The sequence below is a fragment of the Lentzea albidocapillata genome (genome assembly GCF_000719115.1).
Classification (GTDB): domain Bacteria; phylum Actinomycetota; class Actinomycetes; order Mycobacteriales; family Pseudonocardiaceae; genus Lentzea; species Lentzea albidocapillata.
This window is the reverse complement of sequence record NZ_JOEA01000014.1, coordinates 549,224-569,142: the sequence shown is the minus strand read 5'-3', so window position 1 is coordinate 569,142 and position 19,919 is coordinate 549,224. Positions and strand designations below refer to the sequence as shown.

Sequence of the window (19,919 nt, the reverse complement as noted above, 5' to 3'; positions counted from 1 at the left end):
AGCGCACAGCGTCAGATCTGCCACTTTTGGCGGGATATTGCTGGCCGCAAACTTACTGACATGACTCTTGCAGCGATCGTCCTCGCAGTAGCCGCCCTCTCCGTCTGGCTCGACCGGCACCGCGACCGCACCGCCGGTCTGGCCGGTTCATCCGACGTCAATGACCGCGACCGCGCCCGAGTGCGCAGCGACCTCCGGTACCTCACCTGATAAGCGGTGCGGGTCCCGTGTAGCGGGCGACCGGACGGATGATCTTCGTGTCCTCGGACTGTTCGAGCGCGTTGGCACACCATCCGACCACCCGGCTGCACGCGAACGTCGGCGTGAACATCTCGCGTGGGATGCCGCACTGCTCCATCAGCACGCCGGCGTAGAACTCCACGTTCGCGTACAGCTGCCGGCCGGGCTTGAGCTCGGCCAGCAGCTCCGTGACCCGGCGCTCGACGGTGACCGCGAACTCGGTGAGACGGGTCGGCTGTTCCTGGGCGATGTCCTTGAGCAGGCGCGCCCGCGGGTCCTCCGTCTTGTAGACGGCGTGTCCGAACCCCATGATCCGGTCGCCCCGCTCGATGCGCTCCAGCACCCAGGCGTCGATGTTGTCCGGCGTCCCGATGAGGTCGAGCGCCTCCAGCGCCCGGTCCGGCGCGCCACCGTGCAGCGGCCCGGAGAACGTCCCGATCGCCGCCGTCACCGCCGACACGACGTCCGCTCCCGCGCTCGCGACCACGCGTGCGGTGAACGTCGACGCGTTGAAGCCGTGGTCGATCGTGGCGATCAAGTACTGCTCGACGGCACGACTCGCCCACGTTGACGGGTCCTGTCCAGTCAACATGTACAACCAGTTCGCCGACGTGGACAGATCAACCCTGGGGTTGACGGGATCAAGCCCGAGCTTGAGCCGGTGCAGTGCCGCCAGGATGGTCGGGGTCATCGCGCTGACCTTCAAAGCGTCCGCCTTACGGATGCTCATCGGCGCATCCCACATCGGCTGCGACGGCAGCATCGAGAGCGCGGTCCGCAGCCCGGCCAGCGCCGTGCAGCCAGATCGCGCGATCGCGGGCAGCACCTCGCTGACGGTCGCCGGCAGCGGTCGCAACGCGGCGGTCCGTGCGGTGAAAAGCGCGGCCTCGTCCTGGCTCGGCAGCCGGCCCTCGGCGAAGAGGAACCACACGTCCTCGAACGACCGCGTCCTGGCCAGTTCGATCGCGTCGTGCTCGCGGTAGTGGTAGTAGCCCGCGGCACCGTTCACGTCCCCGATCAGGGTCGTGGTGACGACGACGTCTTTAAGCCCTTTGGGTGCATCAATCAACATGGATGACAGGCTCCGTCAACATGTCTTGTACAGTCAACGTTGATGGAATCAATGTTGACGACGAACCAAGCCGCGCGCCGACTCGGAGTGAAACCGGCGACGGTCTACTCGTACGTCAGCCGCAATCTCCTGACCAGCAAGAAGGTCAACCGCCAGAGCATGTTCGACGTCGCCGAGGTAGAAGCCCTGGCGCAACGCACTGGTGCCCGCGGCGCAGTGGCCGCTGTGACGGATCGCATCCGCACCCGCATCTCCCTGCTGGAGAAGGACCGTCTCCACTACCGGGGCCGCTCTGTCCCCGGTCTCGCGAGCACCAAGCGTTTCGAGGACGTCGCGCACTGGCTGTGGACGGGGATCGACTCGGAGGGCGTGCAGTTCCCCGAGGGCCAGGAGATCTGGATGGCCCTCCCGGAGAGCGCCACCCTGACCGACCGGGTCCGGGTGGCCGTGGTCCTCGCGAGCGCGGGCGACCCGTTGAGGTTCGACCTCGACCGGGCCATCACCACGGCCATGTCGCTGATCGCCGACGTCGTCGAGTCGCTGCCGCTGCTGGGCAGGCCCGCGGGCACCGACATCGCCGACCGCCTCTGGGCCCGCCTCTCCCCGGAACCTCCGCAGCCGGACCTGCTCAACGCCGCCCTGATCCTCCTGGCGGACCACGACCTGGCCATCTCGACCATGGCCGCCCGAGTGGCCGCGTCGGCGCACGCCCACCCGTACGCCGTCGTCTCAGCGGGCCTCGGCGCGATGGAGGGCCAGCGCCACGGCGCCGCCGCGACGATCGCGCACCGCTTCCTCACCCAGGCCGCGTCCGACCCGATGGGCACCGTCGCGGAGCACCTGCGGGCCGGCCAGCCGATCCCCGGCTTCGGCCACCGCATCTACGAGTCCCGCGACCCGCGCGCCGACCACTTCCTCGCCCTGCTGCGCGGCCACGGCGACCTGGTGGCGGACAAGGTGATCGCCACCCAGCCGAAGACGTTCCCGAACATGGACCTGGCGCTGGCGCAGTTCGGGCTGACGTTCTCGATGCCGCCGACGGCGGGGGAGGCCATCTTCTCGATCGCGCGGATCGCGGGGTGGATCGCACACGCGATGGAGGAGTACAAGGAGCCGGGATTGCGGTTCCGGACGATGGGTGTGTACACGGGCGACAGGCCGTAGCCGGTCCGTGCGGGTCGTCCGCCCCTCTTGGCTGCTGGCGTGATCGCGTCCGACAGCGGACCATGAAATCCATGAGATTGTCCGCAGTGGACAACCTGAAGGTGATCCTGGTGGCGTGGGTCATCGGCGGCCACGCGCTGCTGGGCTACGCCGCGATCGGCGGCTGGCCGTACGACGAGGTCAACGAGGTCACGTTCCACCCCGGCGTCGAGACGGTGCTGGCGGCGTTGGTCGGGCCGTCCGGACTGTTCTTCATGGGCACCTTCTACTTCATGGCCGGGATCTTCACGCCCGGTTCCGTCGAGCGCAAAGGCCGGCGGCGGTTCATCGCCGATCGGCTCGTGCGGCTAGGTACGCCCTGGGTGGTCAGTGCCGTCGTGGTGTGGCCGACGTTCGTGTGGATCGCCTACAACGGGGCCGATCGGGACGTCTCGTGGTGGCAGGCGTTCACGGACCGGCGGCCGTTCCTGGACAGCGGGTCGCTGTGGTTCGTCGGCGTGCTGCTGATCTTCAGCATCGCGATCGCCCTGGCACCACCGATGAAGGAACGTGCCATCACGCCGCGGACGCTGGTGGGCATGACGATGATCGTGGCGGGGACGACGTTCCTGACGCGACTGGTGTTCCCGGCGCGCAGCGGGCAGGTCGGGGACCTGCACCTGTGGTGGTGGCCGCAGTGCCTCGGGATGTTGCTGCTCGGGGCGATCGGCGGCCGCAAGCTCGCGGAACGGGTGCCGGACGAGATCTACCGCATGACCCGCAACGTCGTCATCGGCACGATCGCCGTGCTGCCCGTGGCGGCGGCGTTCATGGGCGTGCTGGATCTGGCCAGGAACGCGGAACCGTTCCTCGGTGGCTGGAGGTGGCAGGCCGCCGCCCTCGCGCTGATCGAGGGAATCCTGGTGGTGGCGGGGAGTCTGTGGCTCATCGGGCTGGCGCAGCGGAGGCTGACGCGCCAGGGGCCCTTCGCGGAGGGGCTGGCGCGGTCCGCCTACGTCGCGTTCGTCGTGCAGGGGCCGATCCTGCTCGCGCTCGCGACCGGCCTGCGTCCGCTCGACCTTGCCGCGGAGGTGAAGGCACCGCTGGTGGGCGCGGGGGCGATCGTCTTGTCCTTCTGGATCGGCTGGTACGTCACTTCGCGGCGAGGCGCTTCAGCACGCTCGTCGTGATGCCGGCGGCGTCCAGGCCGTGCGCGCGCAGGATGCGGGCGCGGGAGTCGTGCGGCAGGAAACGCGGGGGCAGTGCGAAAGTCGCCACGCAGGTCGGCGAACCGGCCAGGGCCTGACCCAGGCGTGCGCCCAGGGCACCGGTGGACGTCGTGTCCTCCACGGCCAGTACCAGGCGGTGCTGGCCGCTGTACTTGACGAGGTGCGGGTCCAGGGGAGCCGTCCAGCGCGGGTCCACGACGTTCACGCGGACGTCGTGCGAGGCGAGTTCCTCCGCCGCCGCCAGGCAGGGGCCGGCCAGCGGCCCCACCGAGATCAGGAGCACCTCGGCGCCCGGGACCTCGCGGAGCACGTCGAAGTGACTCACGCGGCGCACCGCGGGCACGTCCGGTCCGATGGAGGCCTTGGGGTAGCGCACCACCGTGGGGCCGTCCGAGACCTCGACGGCCTCACGCAGCAGCGCGGCCAGGGAAGCCGGATCGCGTGGGGCGGCCAGCCTCAGACCAGGCACCACGGGCAGCACGGAGGCGTCCCACATGCCGTGGTGCGACGCGCCGTCCGGCCCGGTCACGCCGGCTCGGTCCAGCACGAACGTCACCGGGAGCCGGTGCAGGGCCACGTCCATCAGCAACTGGTCGAAGGCGCGGGACAGGAACGTCGCGTAGACCGCGACGACCGGGTGCAGGCCGCCCATCGCCATGCCGGCGGCGGACGTCACGGCGTGCTGCTCGGCGATCCCGACATCGAACACGCGCGCCGGGAAGCGCTCGGAGAAGGGCCGCAGCCCCACCGGTTCCAGCATGGCGGCGGTCAGGCAGACGACGTCCGGGCGTTCCGCGCCGATGGCCACGATCTCGTCGGAGAACGCGTCGGTCCACGTCCGCCCGCCGGTGGCACCGGACGCGCCGACCGCGTGCATGCGGTCCGCCTCGTCGGTCTCGGCGGCGGTGTACCCCTTGCCCTTCACGGTCTTGCAGTGCACGACGACCGGACGGCCGAGCGTTTTGGCTTCCCACAGGGCGTTCTCGACGGCGTGCACGTCGTGCCCGTCGACCTCGCCGATGTACGCGAGGCCCAACGCCTCGAACAGCCCACGAGCCGAGCCGTTCAGCAACGACGCGGCGAAGCCACCCGTCGTCGGGTCGTAGGAGCGGCCGTTGTCGTTCAGCAGCACCACGACCGGACGCGACGAGCCGCCGATGTTGTTCAGCGCCTCCCAGCACATCCCGCCGGTCAGCGCGCCGTCACCGACGATGGCGACGACCCGGCGGTCGGCGCCGCCGAGTTCGAACGCCTTGGCCAGACCGTCCGCATAGGACAGTGCCGTGGAGGCGTGCGAGTTCTCGATGACGTCGTGCGCCGACTCGGCCGCGGACGGGTAGCCGGACATGCCGCCGGCCTGCCGCAACGAGTCGAAGTCCGAGCAACGGCCCGTCAGCATCTTGTGCACGTACGACTGGTGCCCGGTGTCGAACAGCACCACGTCGACCGGGGAGTCGAAGACCCGGTGCACACCGATCGTCAGCTCGACGGCACCCAGGTTCGGGCCGAGGTGGCCGCCGGTCCGGCGCACCTTGGAGATCAGGAACGACCGGATCTCCGCGGCCAGCGGGGAAAGTTCGGAGGACGAGAGCGCCCGGACGTCCGCGGGCGAGCTGATGTCAGCCAGCACGGCGCACCGCCAGCGGGAGGGTGAAGGCGATCGTCTCCGTCGCGGTCGTGTGCGTGGACACCGAGACGGTGCCCAACGCTTCCAAGGCCGCCACGACCTCGTCCACCAGTTCGGGAGGTGCCGACGCGCCCGCGGACAGGCCCACCGACGTCACCCCGGCCAGCCACGCCGGATCGATCTCCGAGGCGTCGTCGATCAGGTGGGCGGGCGTGCCGCCGCGTTCCGCGAGCTCGACCATCCGCACCGAGTTGGACGAGTTCTTCGAGCCCACCACCAGCACCAGGTCCGACCGCGCGGCGACCTCGCGGATGGCGATCTGCCGATTCGTGGTGGCGTAACAGATGTCGTCGGAACCGGGGCCGCGCACCTGCGGGAACTTCCGCTCCAGCGCCTCGACCACCTCGGCCGTCTCGTCGACGGCCAGCGTCGTCTGCGTCAGGTACGACACCGGGCCGGTGATCTCCAGCGCCTCGACGTCCGCCACGGTCTCCACCAGCACCATCTGCTCGGGCGCCTCGCCCAGCGTGCCCTCGACCTCCTCGTGCCCGGCGTGCCCGATCAGCACGATCGTGTCGCCGCGTTCCGCGAAGCGCCGTGCCTCGGCGTGCACCTTCGTCACCAGAGGACACGTCGCGTCGAGCACGTCCAGCGACCGTGCCTGGGCCTCCGCGCGCACAGCGGGGGAGACGCCGTGCGCGGAGAAGACCGCCGTGGCACCGAAAGGCACCTCGGACAGCTCCTCCACGAACACGGCGCCACGAGCTTCCAGCGCGCGCACGACGTGGACGTTGTGCACGATCTGCTTGCGCACGTAGATGGGGCCGCCGCGTTGGTCGAGCAGTCGTTCCACGATCTCGATGGCGCGCTCCACCCCGGCACAGAACGACCGGGGTGAGGCGAGCAGCACCGAACGCGGCGGGTGTTCCGTCATCGAGCGCCTTCCCAAAACGGATTCAGTGATCTCGGTGGGTGACGAGCTGGGCGAGCGTGCCGAGCTCCACTGCCGCACGAGCGGTCGGGGAGGCCTCGCCGAGATGAACCAGCGCCTGCGTGTGCAGTTCGTCGGCCTCCGTCTGGCTCCAGGCACGCCCACCGGCCTCGTCGACCAGATGTGCGGCCCGCGCAAGCGTTTCCGCGTCCATCTCCTGCGACCCGAAGTACAACGACGCCAGCTCGGCGGAGGCGGGGACCCCGGCGGTCAGGGCACGCACGACCGGCAACGACTTCTTGCGGTTCACCAGGTCCGAGTGCCCGGCCTTGCCCGTCACCGCCGGGTCGCCCCAGATGCCGAGCAGGTCGTCCACGTGCTGGAACGCCAGCCCCAGCTCGGTTCCGTACCCGCGCATCGCCTCGACCTGTTCGTCGGACCCGCCGCCGTACAGCGCGCCCAAAGCCGTGGAGGCACCCAGCAGCGCACCCGTCTTGCCTCGCGCCATCCGCTCGACCTCGAACACCTCGACGTCGGACCGCGTCTCGAAGTCCAGGTCGTAGGCCTGGCCTTCGAGCAACGCCACGGTGGCGTCGCCCAGGGTCCGGATCGCCTCGATCGCACGCGGATGTCCTGACGCGGCAAGGACGTCCACAGCGAGCGCCTGCAACGCGTCACCGGCCAGGATCGCCGCGTTGACGCCGAACACGGTCCACGCCGTCGCCCGGTGGCGGCGGGTCGTGTCGCGGTCCATCACGTCGTCGTGCAGCAGCGAGAAGTTGTGGATCAGCTCCACCGCGACCGCCGCCGGTACCGCGTCGGCGGCGGTGCCGCCGACGGCCTCGGCCGCCAGCAGCACCAGCGCGGGACGGATCGCCTTGCCGCCGTTCTCCAGCACCGGGTTGCCGTACTCGTCCCGCCACCCGTGGTGGTACTCCGCGATCGTGCGCATCGACGGCGGCAACTGGTCGACTGCCTTGCGCAGAGCCGGGAGCACGAAGCTCCGGCTCCACGCGAGCACCTCGCCGGACGGTCGCCCGGCGGCGAGAGGTTCGGTCATCTCGGCTGTCATCGCTAGCGCCCGATCTCCACGTTCTCCAGCACGCCCAGAGCGTCCGGCACCAGCACCGCGGCCGAGTAGTACGTCGACACGAGGTACTTGAGCATCGCGTGCTCGTCGACGCCCATGAAGCGGACGTTCAGGCCGGGCTCGTACTCGTCCGGGATGCCGGTCTGGCGCAGGCCGACGACGCCCTGCTTCTCCTCGCCGAGCCGCATCGCGATGATCGACGTGGTGCCGTTCTTGTTGACCGGGATCTTGTCGCACGGCGCGATCGGGATGCCGCGCCACGACTGCAGCTGCTTGCCCTCGACCTCGACGGTCGGCACGTACAGGCCGCGGTTGTTGAGCTGCCGGCCGAACGCCGCGATCGCCTTGGGGTGGGCCAGGATCAGCTTGGTGTTGCGGCGCCGCGAGATCAGCTCGTCCATGTCGTCCGGCGTCACCGGGCCGGAGCCGGTGCTGACCCGCTGCTTGAGGTCGGCGTTGGCGAGCAGGCCGAACTCCTTGTTGTTGATGAGCTCGAACTCCTGGCGCTCGCGCAGCGCCTCGATGGTCAGCCGCAACTGGTGCTCAACCTGGTCCATCGGCTGGCTGTAGAGATCCGCCACACGCGTGTGGACGCGCACGATCGTCTGCGCCACCGAGAGTTCGTACTCGCGGGGCCGCAGCTCGTAGTCGACGAACGTGCTGGGCAGCGTCGGCTCGCCGTCGTGGCCGGACGAGATGTCGATCTCGGCCTCGCCGTGCTTGTTCGACGCGTTCGCCGGGTTCGCCAGCTGCTGCGCGATGTGCTCCCGCAACGGTTCGATCTGCCCGTTGAGCTGTGCGAAGGCGGCCCGCGTCAGCACCACGGCCGTCGTCGGCGTCAGCGCACGCGCGGTGAAGCTCCAGCTCTTGTCGGAACCGGACAGCACCGGCTCGTCGCCGAGGTACTCGCCGTCCGCGATCGTGCCCAGCGCCACGTCGTCGCCGTACTCGCCGCGGCCGGTCTTGGCGACCTTGCCGTGCGCGATGACGATGATCTCGTCGACGGACTCGCCGCGGTGCGTGATCACCTCGCCCGGCAGGTACTCGCGCTGCTCGAAGCGGTTCGCGACGGCGGTCAGCGCCGCCTCGTCCTCGAACCCGCGCAGCAGCACGAACTCGGCCAGTTCCTGCGGCACGATCCGCACCTCGGAACCCACGGAGGTGAAGGTGACCCGGCCGTCGCCGATCGCGAAGGTGAGCCGGCGGTTGACGCGGAACGCACCACCCTTCGCCTCGACCCAGGGCAGCATGCGCAGCAGCCACCGGGGCGAGATCCCCTGCATCTGCGGTGCGGACTTGGTGGTGGTCGAGAGGTTGCGTGCCGCCTTCGTCGAAAGGCTCAGCTGCCCGCCCTCGACCCCAAGGCCCGGATCGGTAACAGTCACTGGAAGTCCTGCCAATCTGTTGGTGCGAGGTTGGAACTAGCGAACGAGCAATGCGGCCGTGCCAAGCCCTGACGGTCTGTGGAACGACTTCCGGGTGGGGACCGGGGAGAAGCTGAATCGGCCGGATCTCTGCGTCCACAGCAGTTCTCCGGCGAGCCACGACTTCAGGGCCTCGACGTACCGGTGCAGCCCGGCCTTGGCCTCCGCGTCGAGGCCGTACTCGTCGGCGATCGACGGCAGCTCACCGATGATCGAGCCGATCTGCCGCAGCCGGGCCGCGATCAGGTCGGCGACGACCGAGACGGCCTGCTGCACCTCGCAGCCGAAGAACTGCTGAACGGCCAGCACCGCGCTGGTCGTGCTGCCGCCGGTCGCGTAGGCGTGATCGAAGCCGACGATCTCCTGGCGCAACGCGGGAACGTCGCCGAACGAGTCGACGAGCGCCCGCATCGTGCTGTTGCGCAACAACTCCGCCGGCAGTTCGGCGCCGACCGACTTGCGGGCGAGCTTCGCGGACAGCTCCGCGGCGATCGACCGGCGCCGCATCTCCACGAGGTCGATCGGGTCGGGTACGCGGCCCTGTGCCGTGTTGTGCAGCTCCCACAGCAACGCGTCGAAGAACTCGGCCAGGTGTTCCTGGTCCTCGTCGTCCAGGGTGGACCGCGAGACCAGGTCGGCCAGGCCTCTCTCCGCCGGGTTCGGCGACGGAGGCGAGCCGCTCAGCACCGACTTCAGCGCCGCCACGAACGCCCTGCCGCCCGCGACGTTGCGCGGCCGGAGGAAGCCGTCCCGGAACGCGTCGCCCACGTAGAAGCCCCACGTGTGCCAGTCATTGATGTGCTTGAGGTCGTCCAGGGAAGCCGTCGGGTGGGTCAGCGGGCCGAAGCCGCCGTAGTCCGCGGCGTCGTAGAACGCCTCGGTCCACGGCGCGCCGCCGAGCATGCCCATGTCCCGCACCCACGTCCTGGTGTGCTGACGGACGCGGTCCACGTGCGGTGAAAGCCTTGCGGCGAAAGGCATGTCGAACGAGGGAACCTCAACCACGAGGCACCCCCAGCCACGCCGCGGACGTGCCCAGGCCGGTCGGCCCGCGCAGGACCGTGCGGAAGAACGCCGAGTTGCCGGCCTCGCCCTCCACCCCAGAATGATCAACTTTGGTGTAGCGGCCCGCGTGCAGGTGCCACTCGTGCCCGCCGGACTGCCAGTCCTGCAGGCCCTTCACGTACTTGAGCACGCGCGCCTGGTCCTCCGGGCCCAGGGCGTTCTCGGCGAACAGCTGCGGCAGCTCGGTGAAGACCGTGTTCTCGAACTGGTGCAGCCGTGAGGTCAGCAAGGTGTTCACGGCCTCGACGGCGGTCTGCGTGTCGTGGCCGAAGAACTTCTCGAACACGAGCACCCCGTTGGAGTTCTCGCCCTCCCGCAACACTTCCCGTTCGTACGAGAAGATGTCGTTGCGCAGGTGGATCGCGTCGGAGAACGTGTCGGACAGGACCCGCAGCGGCCGGGTGCCCGCGACGGACGCGGGCACCTCGGCTGCCTCGGAGACCTCCACCAGGTTCGCCGACCACGGTGCGCCACCGACCTTGCGGCGCATCTCGATGTACTCGATCGGGTTGGCGACCGTGCCGCTCTCGATGTTCTTGATCTCCCACATGCACTCGAGCAGCAGGTTGTGGGTGCTCGTGGTGAACCGGCTCCGCCAGTCCTGCGACATCAGCGGAATCGTCCGCTGCCACAGGTCGACGAGACCGCGTTCGGTCGGGTTCTGCGGCTCCGGCCACGGGTCCGTGCCGTTGAGGGGCATGAACGCCGGCAACCGGTCGAGATAGGCCTTCGCCCCCGACACGTCCTTGCCCTGTTTGAACTCCGCGAAGAACTCGTCGTCGAAGTAGAAGACCCAGACGTACCAGTCCGTGATGAGGTCGAGGATCTCCGCGGGCGCGTCCGGGTGGGTCCACGCGCACATGAACCCGTAGTCGTCGCCCGCGAGGACCTCGTCGGTCCACACCCCGGTGTCGAGCATCCCCATGTCCCGCGCCCACTGCGTCGAGTGGGCGCGGGCGCGTTCGAGGTGCGGGTTCATCCGCGCCGGGTGCGGCACGTAGAACTCCGGCATGGTGAAGGACGCCAAGACCTATCCCTCGCGACCGAGCTCGACGTGCTCCAGCACACCGATCGCGTCCGGCACCATGATGGCGGCCGAGTAGTAGGCGCTGACCAGGTAGTTGATGATCGCCTGGTCGTTGATGCCCATGAACCGCACCGACAGGCCCGGCTGGTACTCGTCCGGGATGCCGGTCTGGTGCAGGCCGATGACGCCCTGGTTCTGCTCGCCGGTGCGGATCAGCATCACCGACGACGTGCGGGTGTCGGAGACCGGGATCTTGTTGCACGGCAGCACGGGGACGCCCCGCCAGGCCGGCACCTGCTGCCCGTTGAAGTCGATGTGCTGCGGGTAGAGACCGCGCTTGTTGAGCTCACGGCCGAACGCGGCGATCGTGCGCGGGTGGGCGAGGAAGTACCCCGGGTCCTTCCACACGATCGACAGCAGCTCGTCGAAGTCGTCCGGGGTCGGCGGGCCGGTGCGGGTGTGGATGCGCTGCTTGAGGTCCGCGTTGTGCAGCAGGCCGAACGACCTGTTGTTGACGATCTCGTGCTCCTGGCGTTCGCGCAGGGCCTCGATCGTGAGCCGCAACTGCTGCTCGACCTGGTCCATCGGGTTGTTGTAGAGGTCCGCGACCCGGCTGTGGACCTGCAGCACGGTCTGGGCGACGCTCAGCTCGTACTCGCGCGGCGTGAGCTCGTAGTCGACGAACGTGCCGGGCAGGACGGGCTCGCCGTCGTGACCGGACGACATGCCGATCTCCGCCTCGCCGTGCTCGTCCTGAGGCTTGTTGCGGCTGTTGAACGTCTGCTGGATGTGTGCGCGCAGGCCGCCCGCTTCCCCGTTGAGCGCCTGGAAGTCGGCCCACGACAGCGTGAGCACCGTGACCGGCGTGACCGCCTTGGCGGTGTACTCCCACTCGCCCTGCGGCCCTGCCAGCACGGTCTCGCCGAAGTACTGGCCGTCCGCGAGGTTGCCGAGCACGGTGTCGCCGCCGTACTCACCTGTGCCGATCTTGTCGACCTTGCCGTGCGCGATCAGCACGACGCTGTCCTTCGGGCGGCCCTTCTCGACGATGACGTCGCCGGCGCCGAACTCCTGCTGCGTGAAGCGGCCGGCGAGCGCCGCGAGGACCTCTTCGTCGTCGAAGCCCTTGAGCAGGGCCAGTTCGGTGAGCTCCATCGGCACGACGCGGATGTCCGCGCCGATGTTCGTGAACGAGACGCGGCCGTCGCCCAGCGTGTAGGTGAGGCGCCGGTTGACGCGGTACGCGCCACCTGCCGCCTGCACCCAGGGGAGCACCTTGAGCAGCCAGCGGGAGGTGATTCCCTGCATCTGCGGGATGGACTTGGTGGTAGTGGCCAGATTTCGTGCGGCGGCCGTGCCCAAACTCAGCTGCTGACGGCCCTCATTGAGGTCAGAATCCGTCACAGTCACAACCGGTACCCACCTATCTCAATGCGCTAATGGACCAAACCGATAAGCCGGAACGGACGTTAGTTCGCACTGCCGATGGCTGTGAAGAGACCAAGAAGGCGACATTCGGGTGGGTGGCTTACGCCTGTGGATGCTACTGAGCGTGCAACTTCTGCTCTACGCAACCTTCGTTGTGTCGGCAGGCGGGTGATGGGGCGCTATTCGAAAGAGTATGGAATAAAGCCACTCGTTTGGCCCAATAGGATCACCCTTTGGTGTGCGCCGGCCCGTGTTGTATGGATGTTATACGGCACCACTCCGAGTGGGGCTTAAACCACTCGAAGTGGTGTGTGTGCATTTGTATTGACGACTATTCGTGATTACGAATCGCGTGAGTTCAGGAATGATTCCAGCTGGGTCACGACGAACGCGTGGTCCTCCGACTGGGGCAGCCCGGAGACGCCGACGGTGCCGACCGGGCCGGTCCCGCGCAGGATCACGGGGAAGACGCCTCCGTGCGCCGCGTAGAGATCGGGGTCGAGGCGGGACTCCTCCTCGAACGTCGACCCCTTCTCGCGGAACGTCGTGCCGACGTAGAACGAACTGTGGCCGAACAGCTCGACGACCCGGGCCTTGCGCTCCAGCCACCTGTCGTTGTCCGGCGCCGTGCCGGGCAGTGAGGCGTGGAAGAGCCGGTGTCCGTTGCGCTGCACGGAGATCGCGATCGGCAGGCCCTGTTCGCGGGCGGCGTCGAGCAGGTGCAGGCCGAGTTCGATCGCGACGTCGTTGCCGAATCGGGTGAACTGCAGCTGTCGTTCCTGGGCGAGAAGCTCTTCGGAGTTCACAGTGCTACCACCTTGTTCTCTCGTGCGGACAGGAAAGCGGCCTCGATGACCCGCAGCGCGTGCACGGCGCCCGCCGGGTCGACGGGGATCCGGCCGGCCTGCAGTTCGGTGTAGAAGTGCTGGTACGCGCCGGGTTCGACGGCGACCTCGGTCGTCTCGCCGAGGATGCCGAGCCGTCCGGTGCGGTCCTCGCGTCCCCAGTCCGGATCGGTCGGGCGACGGCCCGCGTCGAGCGCGTCCTCCTGCTCGTCGAGGCCGCTGATCTCGAACGCGCCCTCGCTGCCGAGCAGGCGGAAGCGCGGTCCGGTGTTCGCCGCGTGCGCGTTGGCCCACAGGTGGGAGCGGACGCCGTTCTTGTGCGTCAGCGCCACGAACACGTCGTCGTCCACCTGTGCGCCGGGGCGGCGCCGGTCGAGTTCCGCGTAGACGGTGCTGACCGGCCCGAACAGCTGCAGCGCCTGGTCGACGAGGTGTGCGCCGAGGTCGTAGAGCAGCCCGCCCGCCTCCTCGGGGGCGCCGAACTCGCGCCAGTTGTCCCAGATCTCCGGCACCCAGCGCTCGTAGCGGGACTCGAACCGCCGCACCTCACCCAGTCTGTCGACGATCTTGCGAACCGTGAGGAGGTCGCTGTCCCAGCGGCGGTTCTGGAAGACGGTGAGAGGCACCCGCGCGGCCTGGGCGGCGGCCACGAGTTCCTCGGCTTCGGCGGAGGTCGGCGCGAACGGCTTGTCGACGACGACCGCGACGCCCTTGGCGATGGCGCGCTTCGCGTACTCCACGTGCGTCCTGTTCGGCGTGGCCACCACGATCAGGTCGAGGTCCAGCTCGAACAACTCGTCAGCGGTGACGATCTTCGCGTCCGGGTGGGCGGTACGGGCCTGCGCCTGCCGTTCCGGGTTCGCCGTGACGATCGCGACGAGGTCCATGCCCTCGGTGGAGGAGATCAGCGGGGCGTGGAAGACCCGCCCCGCGATGCCGTAGCCCAGAAGTCCGACTCGAGTCATGCTTCCAATTAAAGCAACGCTGTTGAATAATTGCGACCGTGGACCTCACCGCGCTGCGTTCGCACAACGACAGGGCAGTGCTCAGGCTCGTCCGTTCCGGGGCGCTGAGCAGGGCTTCCCTCGCTGCGGAGACCGGACTGACCCCGCAGGCGATCTCGAAGATCGTGGCGCGGCTCATGTCGGCCGGTCTGCTGGAGGAGACCGGCGCCGTGCGTGACGGCGGCCGCGGCAAGCCCCGGATGTCGTTGCGGCTCGCGCCCGGCGGGGCGTACGCGTACGGCGCCTACGTCGACCGCGACGAACTGCGGGTGGTGAGGCTGGACCTGACCGGCGAGGTGGTGTCGGCGTCGGTCGTGCCGCTGCCCCCGATGTTCACGCCCGCCGACGTGCTGGACGCCCTGGCGCCGTTGGTCGAGGCCGGCGACGAGGTGCTGGGGCTCGGCATCGGCATCGCCGGCCCGCTGGAGCACCGAGGCGGGGTGGTGTCGCCGAACGGTCTTCCGGGCTGGTCCTCGGTCCCGTTGAAGGCGCTGGCCGAGAAACGGCTCGGGCTGCCGGTCGCCGTGGACAAGGACACCAACGCGGGAGTGCTCGCCGAGGCGTGGCGGAGACCGCTCCAAGATGCGGCGCTCGTGTTCGTGGGCACCGGTCTGGGCGTGGGGCTGCTCCTCGGAGGAGAGGTGTATCGGGGCGCACGGTCAGGTGCGGGGGAGTTCGGGCACACGACGATCCAGCTCGACGGACCGCTGTGCGTGTGCGGACGGCGCGGGTGCGTCGAGGCGGTGCACGCGGCCAGCACGGGCGTCGAGGCCGCACGGGTGCTCGCCGCCGCGGTGACGAACCTGGTGCAGCTGCTGGACCTCGACCAGATCGTCCTGAGTGGACGGAAGGTGCTGGAGTCGCCGGATCTCTACCTGCGGGCGATGCCGGACGTGGACGTCAGCGTCACGTCGTACGGTCCCGACCTGGTGCCCGTCGGCGCCGGGCTGCTGGTTCTGGGCGAGTTGTTTTAGCGGCGTGGCCCAGAACGTTGCCGGGCGAATTCGCGGTCAGACGGGCGCATCGTTGTACCGCCCCCACGTCCTGCTGAGCGTGAATTACCCAGCCAAGGTTCTGGGCCACGCCGCTAACATCAGCGGCATGGACGTCGAGTACGTCGTCGGCCTGCCGCACCCGCGGCTGCGGCCGTTCGTCACGCGGTACTCCGGGTATCGGGTGCGCACCGAGCCCGGCATCCACCGCGGCCTGCCGTCGCGCTCGCTGGCGCTCGTGGTCACGATGGACGGCACGGTCGACATGTCCGAGGGCCGGTTCGCCACGCTGTGCGGCGGGTTGCACGACGAGGCCGTGATCATCACCCACGACGGGTTCCAGCACGGCGTCCAGTGCGACCTCACGCCGCTGGGGATGCGGGCGTTCTTCGGCATGCCGGCGGGTGAGTTGGCAGCCACCACCGTGGGGCTCGACTGCCTGGACGCTCCGGCCGCCGAGCTGCGCGAACGGCTGCGGGACGCGCCGACGTGGACGGATCGGTTCGCGCGCCTGGACGAGGTGCTCGGCGGGCTGGTCAGGCCGGTGCGGCAGCAGGTCGAGGTGGCGTGGGCGTGGCAGCGGCTCGCGGCGGGGGCGCCGGTGGCCGAGATCGCCGCCGAGGTCGGGTGGAGCAGGCAGCACCTGAGCGCGCGGTTCGCGGCCGAGTACGGGCTCACGCCCAAGGTCATGGGCCGGGTGATGCGGTTCGAGCGGGCGAACCGGATGCTGCGCGGCGAGCGGCGGCCCACCCTCACCGAGGTGGCCGCTGCCTGCGGTTACACCGACCAGGCGCACTTCAACCGCGACTGGCGCGCGTTGTGCGGGGCGACCCCGACCGAGTGGATCGCGGCCGAGCTTCCATTCGTACAAGGCAGCGAACACGGTGAGGGCGCAGAGTTGCTGTCATGAGTACACCCACACCTACCTGTTGGCCCTGTCTGTCCTACCAGGACGCTCCTGCCGCGATCCGCTTCCTCGTGGAGGCGTTCGGGTTCTCCGAACATCTCGTCGTGCCGGGGGAGGCCGACGGCGAGGTCGTGCACTGCGAGATGGTCTGGCCCGAGGGCGGCGGCGTCATGCTGGGGTCCGCCGTGCGGTCGGTCGGCGAGGTCGAGGCGACCAAGGCCGGTGCCGGATCGATCTACGTGGTGACCGACCGGCCCGACGAGATCCACGCGCAAAGTCTCGCGCGTGGAGCCATCGAGATCCGCGGCCTGCGCGACGAGGACTACGGCTCGCGCGGCTTCACGGTGGCCGATCCCGAGGGCAACCGCTGGAGCTTCGGCACCTATCGCGGAGCGTGAAGCAACCCGCACGCACCGTTTTGAGTCTTCCTGGGTGGAGAGGTCCACACCCAGGGGAGGACACGTGCGCTTAGCACGATGTTTTGTGATCACCGCTCTCGCCGCCGGGCTGCTCAGCCCGGCGACGGCGGCGCAGGCGGAACCATCGAGAACCACGCAGAAGACGTCGGCCATCACGCTGATCAGCGGTGACAAGGTCGTCGTCGACGAGCGCGGGGAACTCGTCCGGGTCGAGGGGCGGCCCGGCGTGCAGTTCGCCCAGTACGTGCAGAACGACCACCAGTACGTGGTACCGGCGGACGCCATCGACGCGGTGAGCCAGGATCGCGTCGACAAGCGCTTCTTCGACATCACCTCGTTGCACGCCTACGGGTACACCGATGACAAGATCGACCGGATTCCTTTGCTGAACAATGGTTTCCGTGCGGCGGGCGCGGTGCCCAAGAAGGACGCGGCGCAGCAGTGGACGGCGCGGCGCACGAGCGCGTTGCGTGCCGAGAAGCTGTGGCTCGACGGCAAGTCTCAGATCTCGCTGAACGAGAGCGTGCCGATGGTGGGCGCGCCGGCCGCGTGGCAGTCAGGGTTCGACGGCACCGGTGTCACGGTCGCCGTGCTCGACACCGGGTACGACCAGAAGCATCCGGAACTCGCGGGCGTCGTCTCCGTGTCGAAGGACTTCACGCCGTCCGGCATCCAGGACGACATCGGTCACGGCACGCACGTCGCGGCCACGGTCGCCGGTCGCGGCGGCCAGTACGTCGGCGTCGCGAAGGGCGCTTCCCTTGCCGTGGGCCGGGTCTGCGAGGCCTCGTACTGCTTCGACAGCGCGGTGATCGCCGGCATGGAGTGGGCGGCGCGCGAGGTCAAGGCCAAGGTCGTCAACATGTCGCTCGGCGGTGACCAGTCCGACGGCTCGGACCCGTTGTCCCGCAAGGTCGACGAGCTCACCGCCGAGACAGGCGCACTGTTCGTGGTCGCGGCGGGCAACGCGGGGACGTTCCGCAAGGTGTCCTCGCCGGCCGTGGCGGACTCGGCGCTGGCCGTGGCCAACCTGACCAAGCACGGCGCGGTGGAGGAGATGTCGTCGCGCGGCCCGCGGCTGGGCGACCACGCGGTCAAGCCGGACATCGCGGCGCCGGGCACGGACATCGTCGCCGCCCGCGCCGAGAACACGTTGTGGGAACACGTCGTCGACGACCTGCACGCGCGGCTGACCGGCACGTCGATGGCCGCGCCGCACGTCGCGGGCGCGGCGGCGGTGCTGGCGCAACGCAACCCGTCCTGGACCGCGGCTGAGCTCAAGGCACACCTGATGGCGACGGTGAAACCGGTCGCGGACTCTCCCGTGAGCGTCGGCACCGGTCTGCTCGACGTCGGCCGTGCGGTGACCCAGCAGGTGCGGGCCTCCACCGGAAGCCTGTCGTTCGGGCTGCTGGAATGGCCGCACACCAGGACGTTCACGAAGACCATCACCTACTCCAACGCGGGTGCCGAGCCGGTTTCGCTGACGGTGCAGCACAACCTGGGTGCGGACTTCGCCGTGCCGTCGTCGGTGACCGTGCCGCCGAAGGGCAGCGTGGGGGTCGACGTCGTCCTGGACCCGAGCAAGGGCAACGGCACGTTCTTCGGGCACGTCAAGGCATCCGGGGCAGGCGTCGAGCTGACCACCTCCGTCGGCGCGTACGTGCAGGAGGAACGGCACGCACTGACGCTGTCGATGATCGGCCGTGACGGCAAGCCCGTCCCGAACGAGTTCGCCGTCGTGGTCAACATGACGACGAAGGAAGCGTCGGTGCTCAGCATCGGGCCGGACGGGACCGGCTCGGCACGGCTGCCCGTCGCGGACTACGCGGTGCTGAGCCGCATCGACGAGCTGACGCCGAACTACGACTGGTTCGTGCCGGTCGCCGCGACCGACGTGGCCGGCCGCGTCTCGCTGGCGGCGGACGTGTCCGTGACGCTGGACGCCAGGCAGGGCAAGCAGATCGGCGTCGAACTGCCCGAGCGCGACTCGGAGGTCTGGTACCGCGACGCCCAGCTGCGCGTCCCGTTCGCGCCCGGCAAGATCAGCGGTGTCGCGAGCATCATCGACGGCCGGGTTCCGTTGTACGGCCTGTCGTTCGGCGCGCCGCTGCCGGAGCTGACCTACGACTCCGGGCTCAAGGGCGGGCAGCCGCTGGTCTCGGTCCCCGGCGGGTTCCCGGTGCGGTACTACGAGAGCAGCAGGTACCTGCCGCCCGGTGAGCACCGGCTCGACGTGGCCGAACGCGGTTCGGACGTGCGCGGCAAGCTTGCTCTCGTCAGGACCGCCGGCGAGGACGTCTACGCGGTCGCGCAGGCGATGAAGGACGCCGGTGCGGTCGCGGTGCTGTGGGCGGGGCCGGTGCCGTTCGCGTACGGGGAGCAGACGGCGATCCCGGTGATCGCCGCGGCGGAGCACCACGTGGCCGTCACACCCGCGAAGCTCACGTTGCGGGCCATCGCGGGCTCACCGGTCTCGTACACGTTGTTCCTGCAGAACAAGGGCGCGCTTCCGTTCGGTGTCAAGAAGTTCCGGCACTCGGAGCTCGCGCAGGTCAAGGCGCGCTACCACACGTCCGGCGGAGACGGCTCGGTCAACCAGCGGAACAACCCGGTCGTCAACGGCGCCATCGGCGTGACGCTGGACGAACGGCTCTCCGCTCCGGCCGAGCGCACCGAGTACTTCACCCCGGGCACCTGGTTCCAGGAGGGCTTCGACGGGCGCGCGTTCGGAGGCGGCGACGACCCGATCACGACCTCGTGGGCGCACGTGGTCCCGGTGACCTTCCAGGCCGGCGGCAGGTACGAGCGGACGAACCTGCGTGCCGTCACCTCGCCCCGGCTCGGTGGCGCGTCGCTCGTGCCGTGGGCCGACGGCGGTGGCGTCGAACGGGCGGGCGATCTCATCACCACGCGGATCTCGCCGTTCGGCGGGTCGGGGTGGGTGGAGAACTGGCGGCAGACCGGCGGCGGTTACGTGGAGCTGCTCCGCGACGGGGTGACGCTGGGCTTCTCCGACGTGCGGCAGGGTTCGTTCCACGCCCCCGCCCGCGACGGCCGGTACAAGCTGGTGCTCGACGCGTCCCGTGAGTCGCTCGCGTTGTCCACCAACGTGAAAACGACATGGGAGTTCTCAGCTTCCGCCGACGGCAAGCTGCCGTTGCTGGAGGTCGGCTACTCGGTGCCGCTCGACCTGCGCAACAGCTGGAAGGCCGGGGCGCCGATGCCGGTGAAGTTCACCGCGACGCGTCAGGCGGGGAAGGCGACCGTGCGCTCACTGCAGGCCTACGCGTCGTTCGACGACGGCGTCACCTGGACTCCGGTGAAGTCCATCGTTCCTCCCGGCGGGAAGGCGGGCGGGTTCGTGTCGTTGCGCGTGGTGGCGGCGGACGCGGACGGCAACACGGTCGACCAGACGGTGCTGAGGGCCTACCGGCTGCGCTGATTGTTCCCCTTACCGAGTGATGTTGCTGTAA

At 69.3% G+C, this 19,919-nt stretch carries 17 protein-coding genes; 7 read left to right on the top strand and 10 right to left on the bottom strand.

Annotated elements, in window-relative coordinates:
- The first annotated feature begins 60 nt into the window (after window positions 1-60).
- Entirely contained in the window at window positions 61-210 is a 150-nt protein-coding gene (locus IG04_RS46660) for a hypothetical protein (protein WP_157512984.1), read from the top strand.
- Here the strand turns inward: IG04_RS46660 and IG04_RS0124265 are convergent.
- Window positions 203-1,312, bottom strand: coding sequence for a citrate/2-methylcitrate synthase (locus tag IG04_RS0124265; protein WP_030479004.1), 1,110 nt, complete (start codon window positions 1,310-1,312; stop codon window positions 203-205). The two genes, IG04_RS46660 and IG04_RS0124265, sit on opposite strands and share 8 nt — an antisense overlap.
- Before the next feature lie 42 nt (window positions 1,313-1,354).
- On the opposite strand from IG04_RS0124265, the gene IG04_RS0124260 reads away from it, so the two are divergent.
- Together IG04_RS0124260 and IG04_RS0124255 are read left to right on the top strand one after the other, a co-directional pair.
- Window positions 1,355-2,476 (top strand): citrate synthase, encoded by a 1,122-nt coding sequence (locus IG04_RS0124260; RefSeq protein WP_030479003.1) that lies wholly within the window; start codon window positions 1,355-1,357, stop codon window positions 2,474-2,476.
- Window positions 2,477-2,547: 71 nt separating this feature from the next.
- Window positions 2,548-3,645 (top strand): acyltransferase family protein, encoded by a 1,098-nt coding sequence (locus IG04_RS0124255; protein WP_159460442.1) that lies wholly within the window; start codon window positions 2,548-2,550, stop codon window positions 3,643-3,645.
- Here the strand turns inward: IG04_RS0124255 and IG04_RS0124250 are convergent.
- The 9 genes from IG04_RS0124250 to IG04_RS0124215 form a co-directional block, all read right to left on the bottom strand.
- Window positions 3,608-5,314 (bottom strand): 1-deoxy-D-xylulose-5-phosphate synthase, encoded by a 1,707-nt coding sequence (locus IG04_RS0124250; protein ID WP_030479001.1) that lies wholly within the window; start codon window positions 5,312-5,314, stop codon window positions 3,608-3,610. The two genes, IG04_RS0124255 and IG04_RS0124250, sit on opposite strands and share 38 nt — an antisense overlap.
- Complete coding sequence (gene ispH, locus IG04_RS0124245) at window positions 5,304-6,245, bottom strand: 4-hydroxy-3-methylbut-2-enyl diphosphate reductase (RefSeq protein WP_036015549.1); 942 nt, start codon at window positions 6,243-6,245, stop codon at window positions 5,304-5,306. Before ispH ends, IG04_RS0124250 begins: the two co-directional genes overlap by 11 nt.
- Window positions 6,246-6,267: 22 nt before the next feature.
- On the bottom strand, window positions 6,268-7,302 hold the full coding sequence (locus IG04_RS0124240) for a family 2 encapsulin nanocompartment cargo protein polyprenyl transferase (RefSeq protein WP_036015723.1): 1,035 nt from the start codon (window positions 7,300-7,302) through the stop codon (window positions 6,268-6,270).
- Window positions 7,303-7,316: 14 nt separating this feature from the next.
- Complete coding sequence (locus IG04_RS0124235) at window positions 7,317-8,717, bottom strand: family 2B encapsulin nanocompartment shell protein (RefSeq protein ID WP_030478998.1); 1,401 nt, start codon at window positions 8,715-8,717, stop codon at window positions 7,317-7,319.
- Between the two features lie 36 nt (window positions 8,718-8,753).
- Complete coding sequence (locus IG04_RS45510; RefSeq protein ID WP_144065293.1) at window positions 8,754-9,737, bottom strand: terpene synthase family protein; 984 nt, start codon at window positions 9,735-9,737, stop codon at window positions 8,754-8,756.
- A 16-nt stretch (window positions 9,738-9,753) separates the two neighbouring features.
- Window positions 9,754-10,848 (bottom strand): terpene synthase family protein, encoded by a 1,095-nt coding sequence (locus IG04_RS45505; RefSeq protein WP_036015547.1) that lies wholly within the window; start codon window positions 10,846-10,848, stop codon window positions 9,754-9,756.
- A 3-nt stretch (window positions 10,849-10,851) separates the two neighbouring features.
- Window positions 10,852-12,258, bottom strand: coding sequence for a family 2B encapsulin nanocompartment shell protein (locus IG04_RS0124225; RefSeq protein WP_030478997.1), 1,407 nt, complete (start codon window positions 12,256-12,258; stop codon window positions 10,852-10,854).
- A 359-nt stretch (window positions 12,259-12,617) separates the two neighbouring features.
- A complete protein-coding gene (locus IG04_RS0124220; RefSeq protein WP_030478996.1) occupies window positions 12,618-13,082 on the bottom strand; it encodes a heme-degrading domain-containing protein in 465 nt (154 codons plus the stop codon).
- Complete coding sequence (locus IG04_RS0124215; protein ID WP_030478995.1) at window positions 13,079-14,086, bottom strand: Gfo/Idh/MocA family oxidoreductase; 1,008 nt, start codon at window positions 14,084-14,086, stop codon at window positions 13,079-13,081. Before IG04_RS0124215 ends, IG04_RS0124220 begins: the two co-directional genes overlap by 4 nt.
- 38 nt (window positions 14,087-14,124) lie before the next feature.
- Here IG04_RS0124215 and IG04_RS0124210 point away from each other — a divergent pair, with 38 nt between their 5' ends.
- The 4 genes from IG04_RS0124210 to IG04_RS0124195 all read left to right on the top strand — a co-directional run bounded on the left by IG04_RS0124210 (window position 14,125) and on the right by IG04_RS0124195 (window position 19,888).
- Window positions 14,125-15,099, top strand: coding sequence for an ROK family transcriptional regulator (locus tag IG04_RS0124210; RefSeq protein ID WP_211257800.1), 975 nt, complete (start codon window positions 14,125-14,127; stop codon window positions 15,097-15,099).
- A gap of 127 nt (window positions 15,100-15,226) precedes the next feature.
- Window positions 15,227-16,027 carry a helix-turn-helix domain-containing protein gene (locus tag IG04_RS0124205; protein WP_051770552.1) on the top strand — a complete coding sequence of 267 codons (801 nt, stop codon included), beginning with the start codon at window positions 15,227-15,229 and terminating at the stop codon, window positions 16,025-16,027.
- A complete protein-coding gene (locus tag IG04_RS0124200; RefSeq protein WP_030478992.1) occupies window positions 16,024-16,422 on the top strand; it encodes a VOC family protein in 399 nt (132 codons plus the stop codon). Before IG04_RS0124205 ends, IG04_RS0124200 begins: the two co-directional genes overlap by 4 nt.
- A gap of 85 nt (window positions 16,423-16,507) precedes the next feature.
- Window positions 16,508-19,888 (top strand): S8 family serine peptidase, encoded by a 3,381-nt coding sequence (locus IG04_RS0124195; protein WP_030478991.1) that lies wholly within the window; start codon window positions 16,508-16,510, stop codon window positions 19,886-19,888.
- The last annotated feature ends 31 nt before the right edge of the window (window positions 19,889-19,919 follow it).

Excerpts from the sequence above, each read along its gene's own strand:
- IG04_RS0124215 (WP_030478995.1), bottom strand. The coding sequence starts at position 14,086 with ATGACTCGAGTCGGACTTCTGGGCTACGGCATCGCGGGGCGGGTCTTC.
- IG04_RS0124265 (WP_030479004.1), bottom strand. The coding sequence starts at position 1,312 with ATGTTGATTGATGCACCCAAAGGGCTTAAAGACGTCGTCGTCACCACG.
- IG04_RS0124240 (WP_036015723.1), bottom strand. The coding sequence starts at position 7,302 with ATGACCGAACCTCTCGCCGCCGGGCGACCGTCCGGCGAGGTGCTCGCG.
- IG04_RS0124260 (WP_030479003.1), top strand. The coding sequence starts at position 1,355 with ATGGAATCAATGTTGACGACGAACCAAGCCGCGCGCCGACTCGGAGTG.
- IG04_RS45510 (WP_144065293.1), bottom strand. The coding sequence starts at position 9,737 with ATGCCTTTCGCCGCAAGGCTTTCACCGCACGTGGACCGCGTCCGTCAG.
- IG04_RS0124255 (WP_159460442.1), top strand. The coding sequence starts at position 2,548 with ATGAGATTGTCCGCAGTGGACAACCTGAAGGTGATCCTGGTGGCGTGG.
- ispH (WP_036015549.1), bottom strand. The coding sequence starts at position 6,245 with ATGACGGAACACCCGCCGCGTTCGGTGCTGCTCGCCTCACCCCGGTCG.
- IG04_RS46660 (WP_157512984.1), top strand. The coding sequence starts at position 61 with ATGACTCTTGCAGCGATCGTCCTCGCAGTAGCCGCCCTCTCCGTCTGG.
- IG04_RS0124200 (WP_030478992.1), top strand. The coding sequence starts at position 16,024 with ATGAGTACACCCACACCTACCTGTTGGCCCTGTCTGTCCTACCAGGAC.
- IG04_RS0124205 (WP_051770552.1), top strand. The coding sequence starts at position 15,227 with ATGGACGTCGAGTACGTCGTCGGCCTGCCGCACCCGCGGCTGCGGCCG.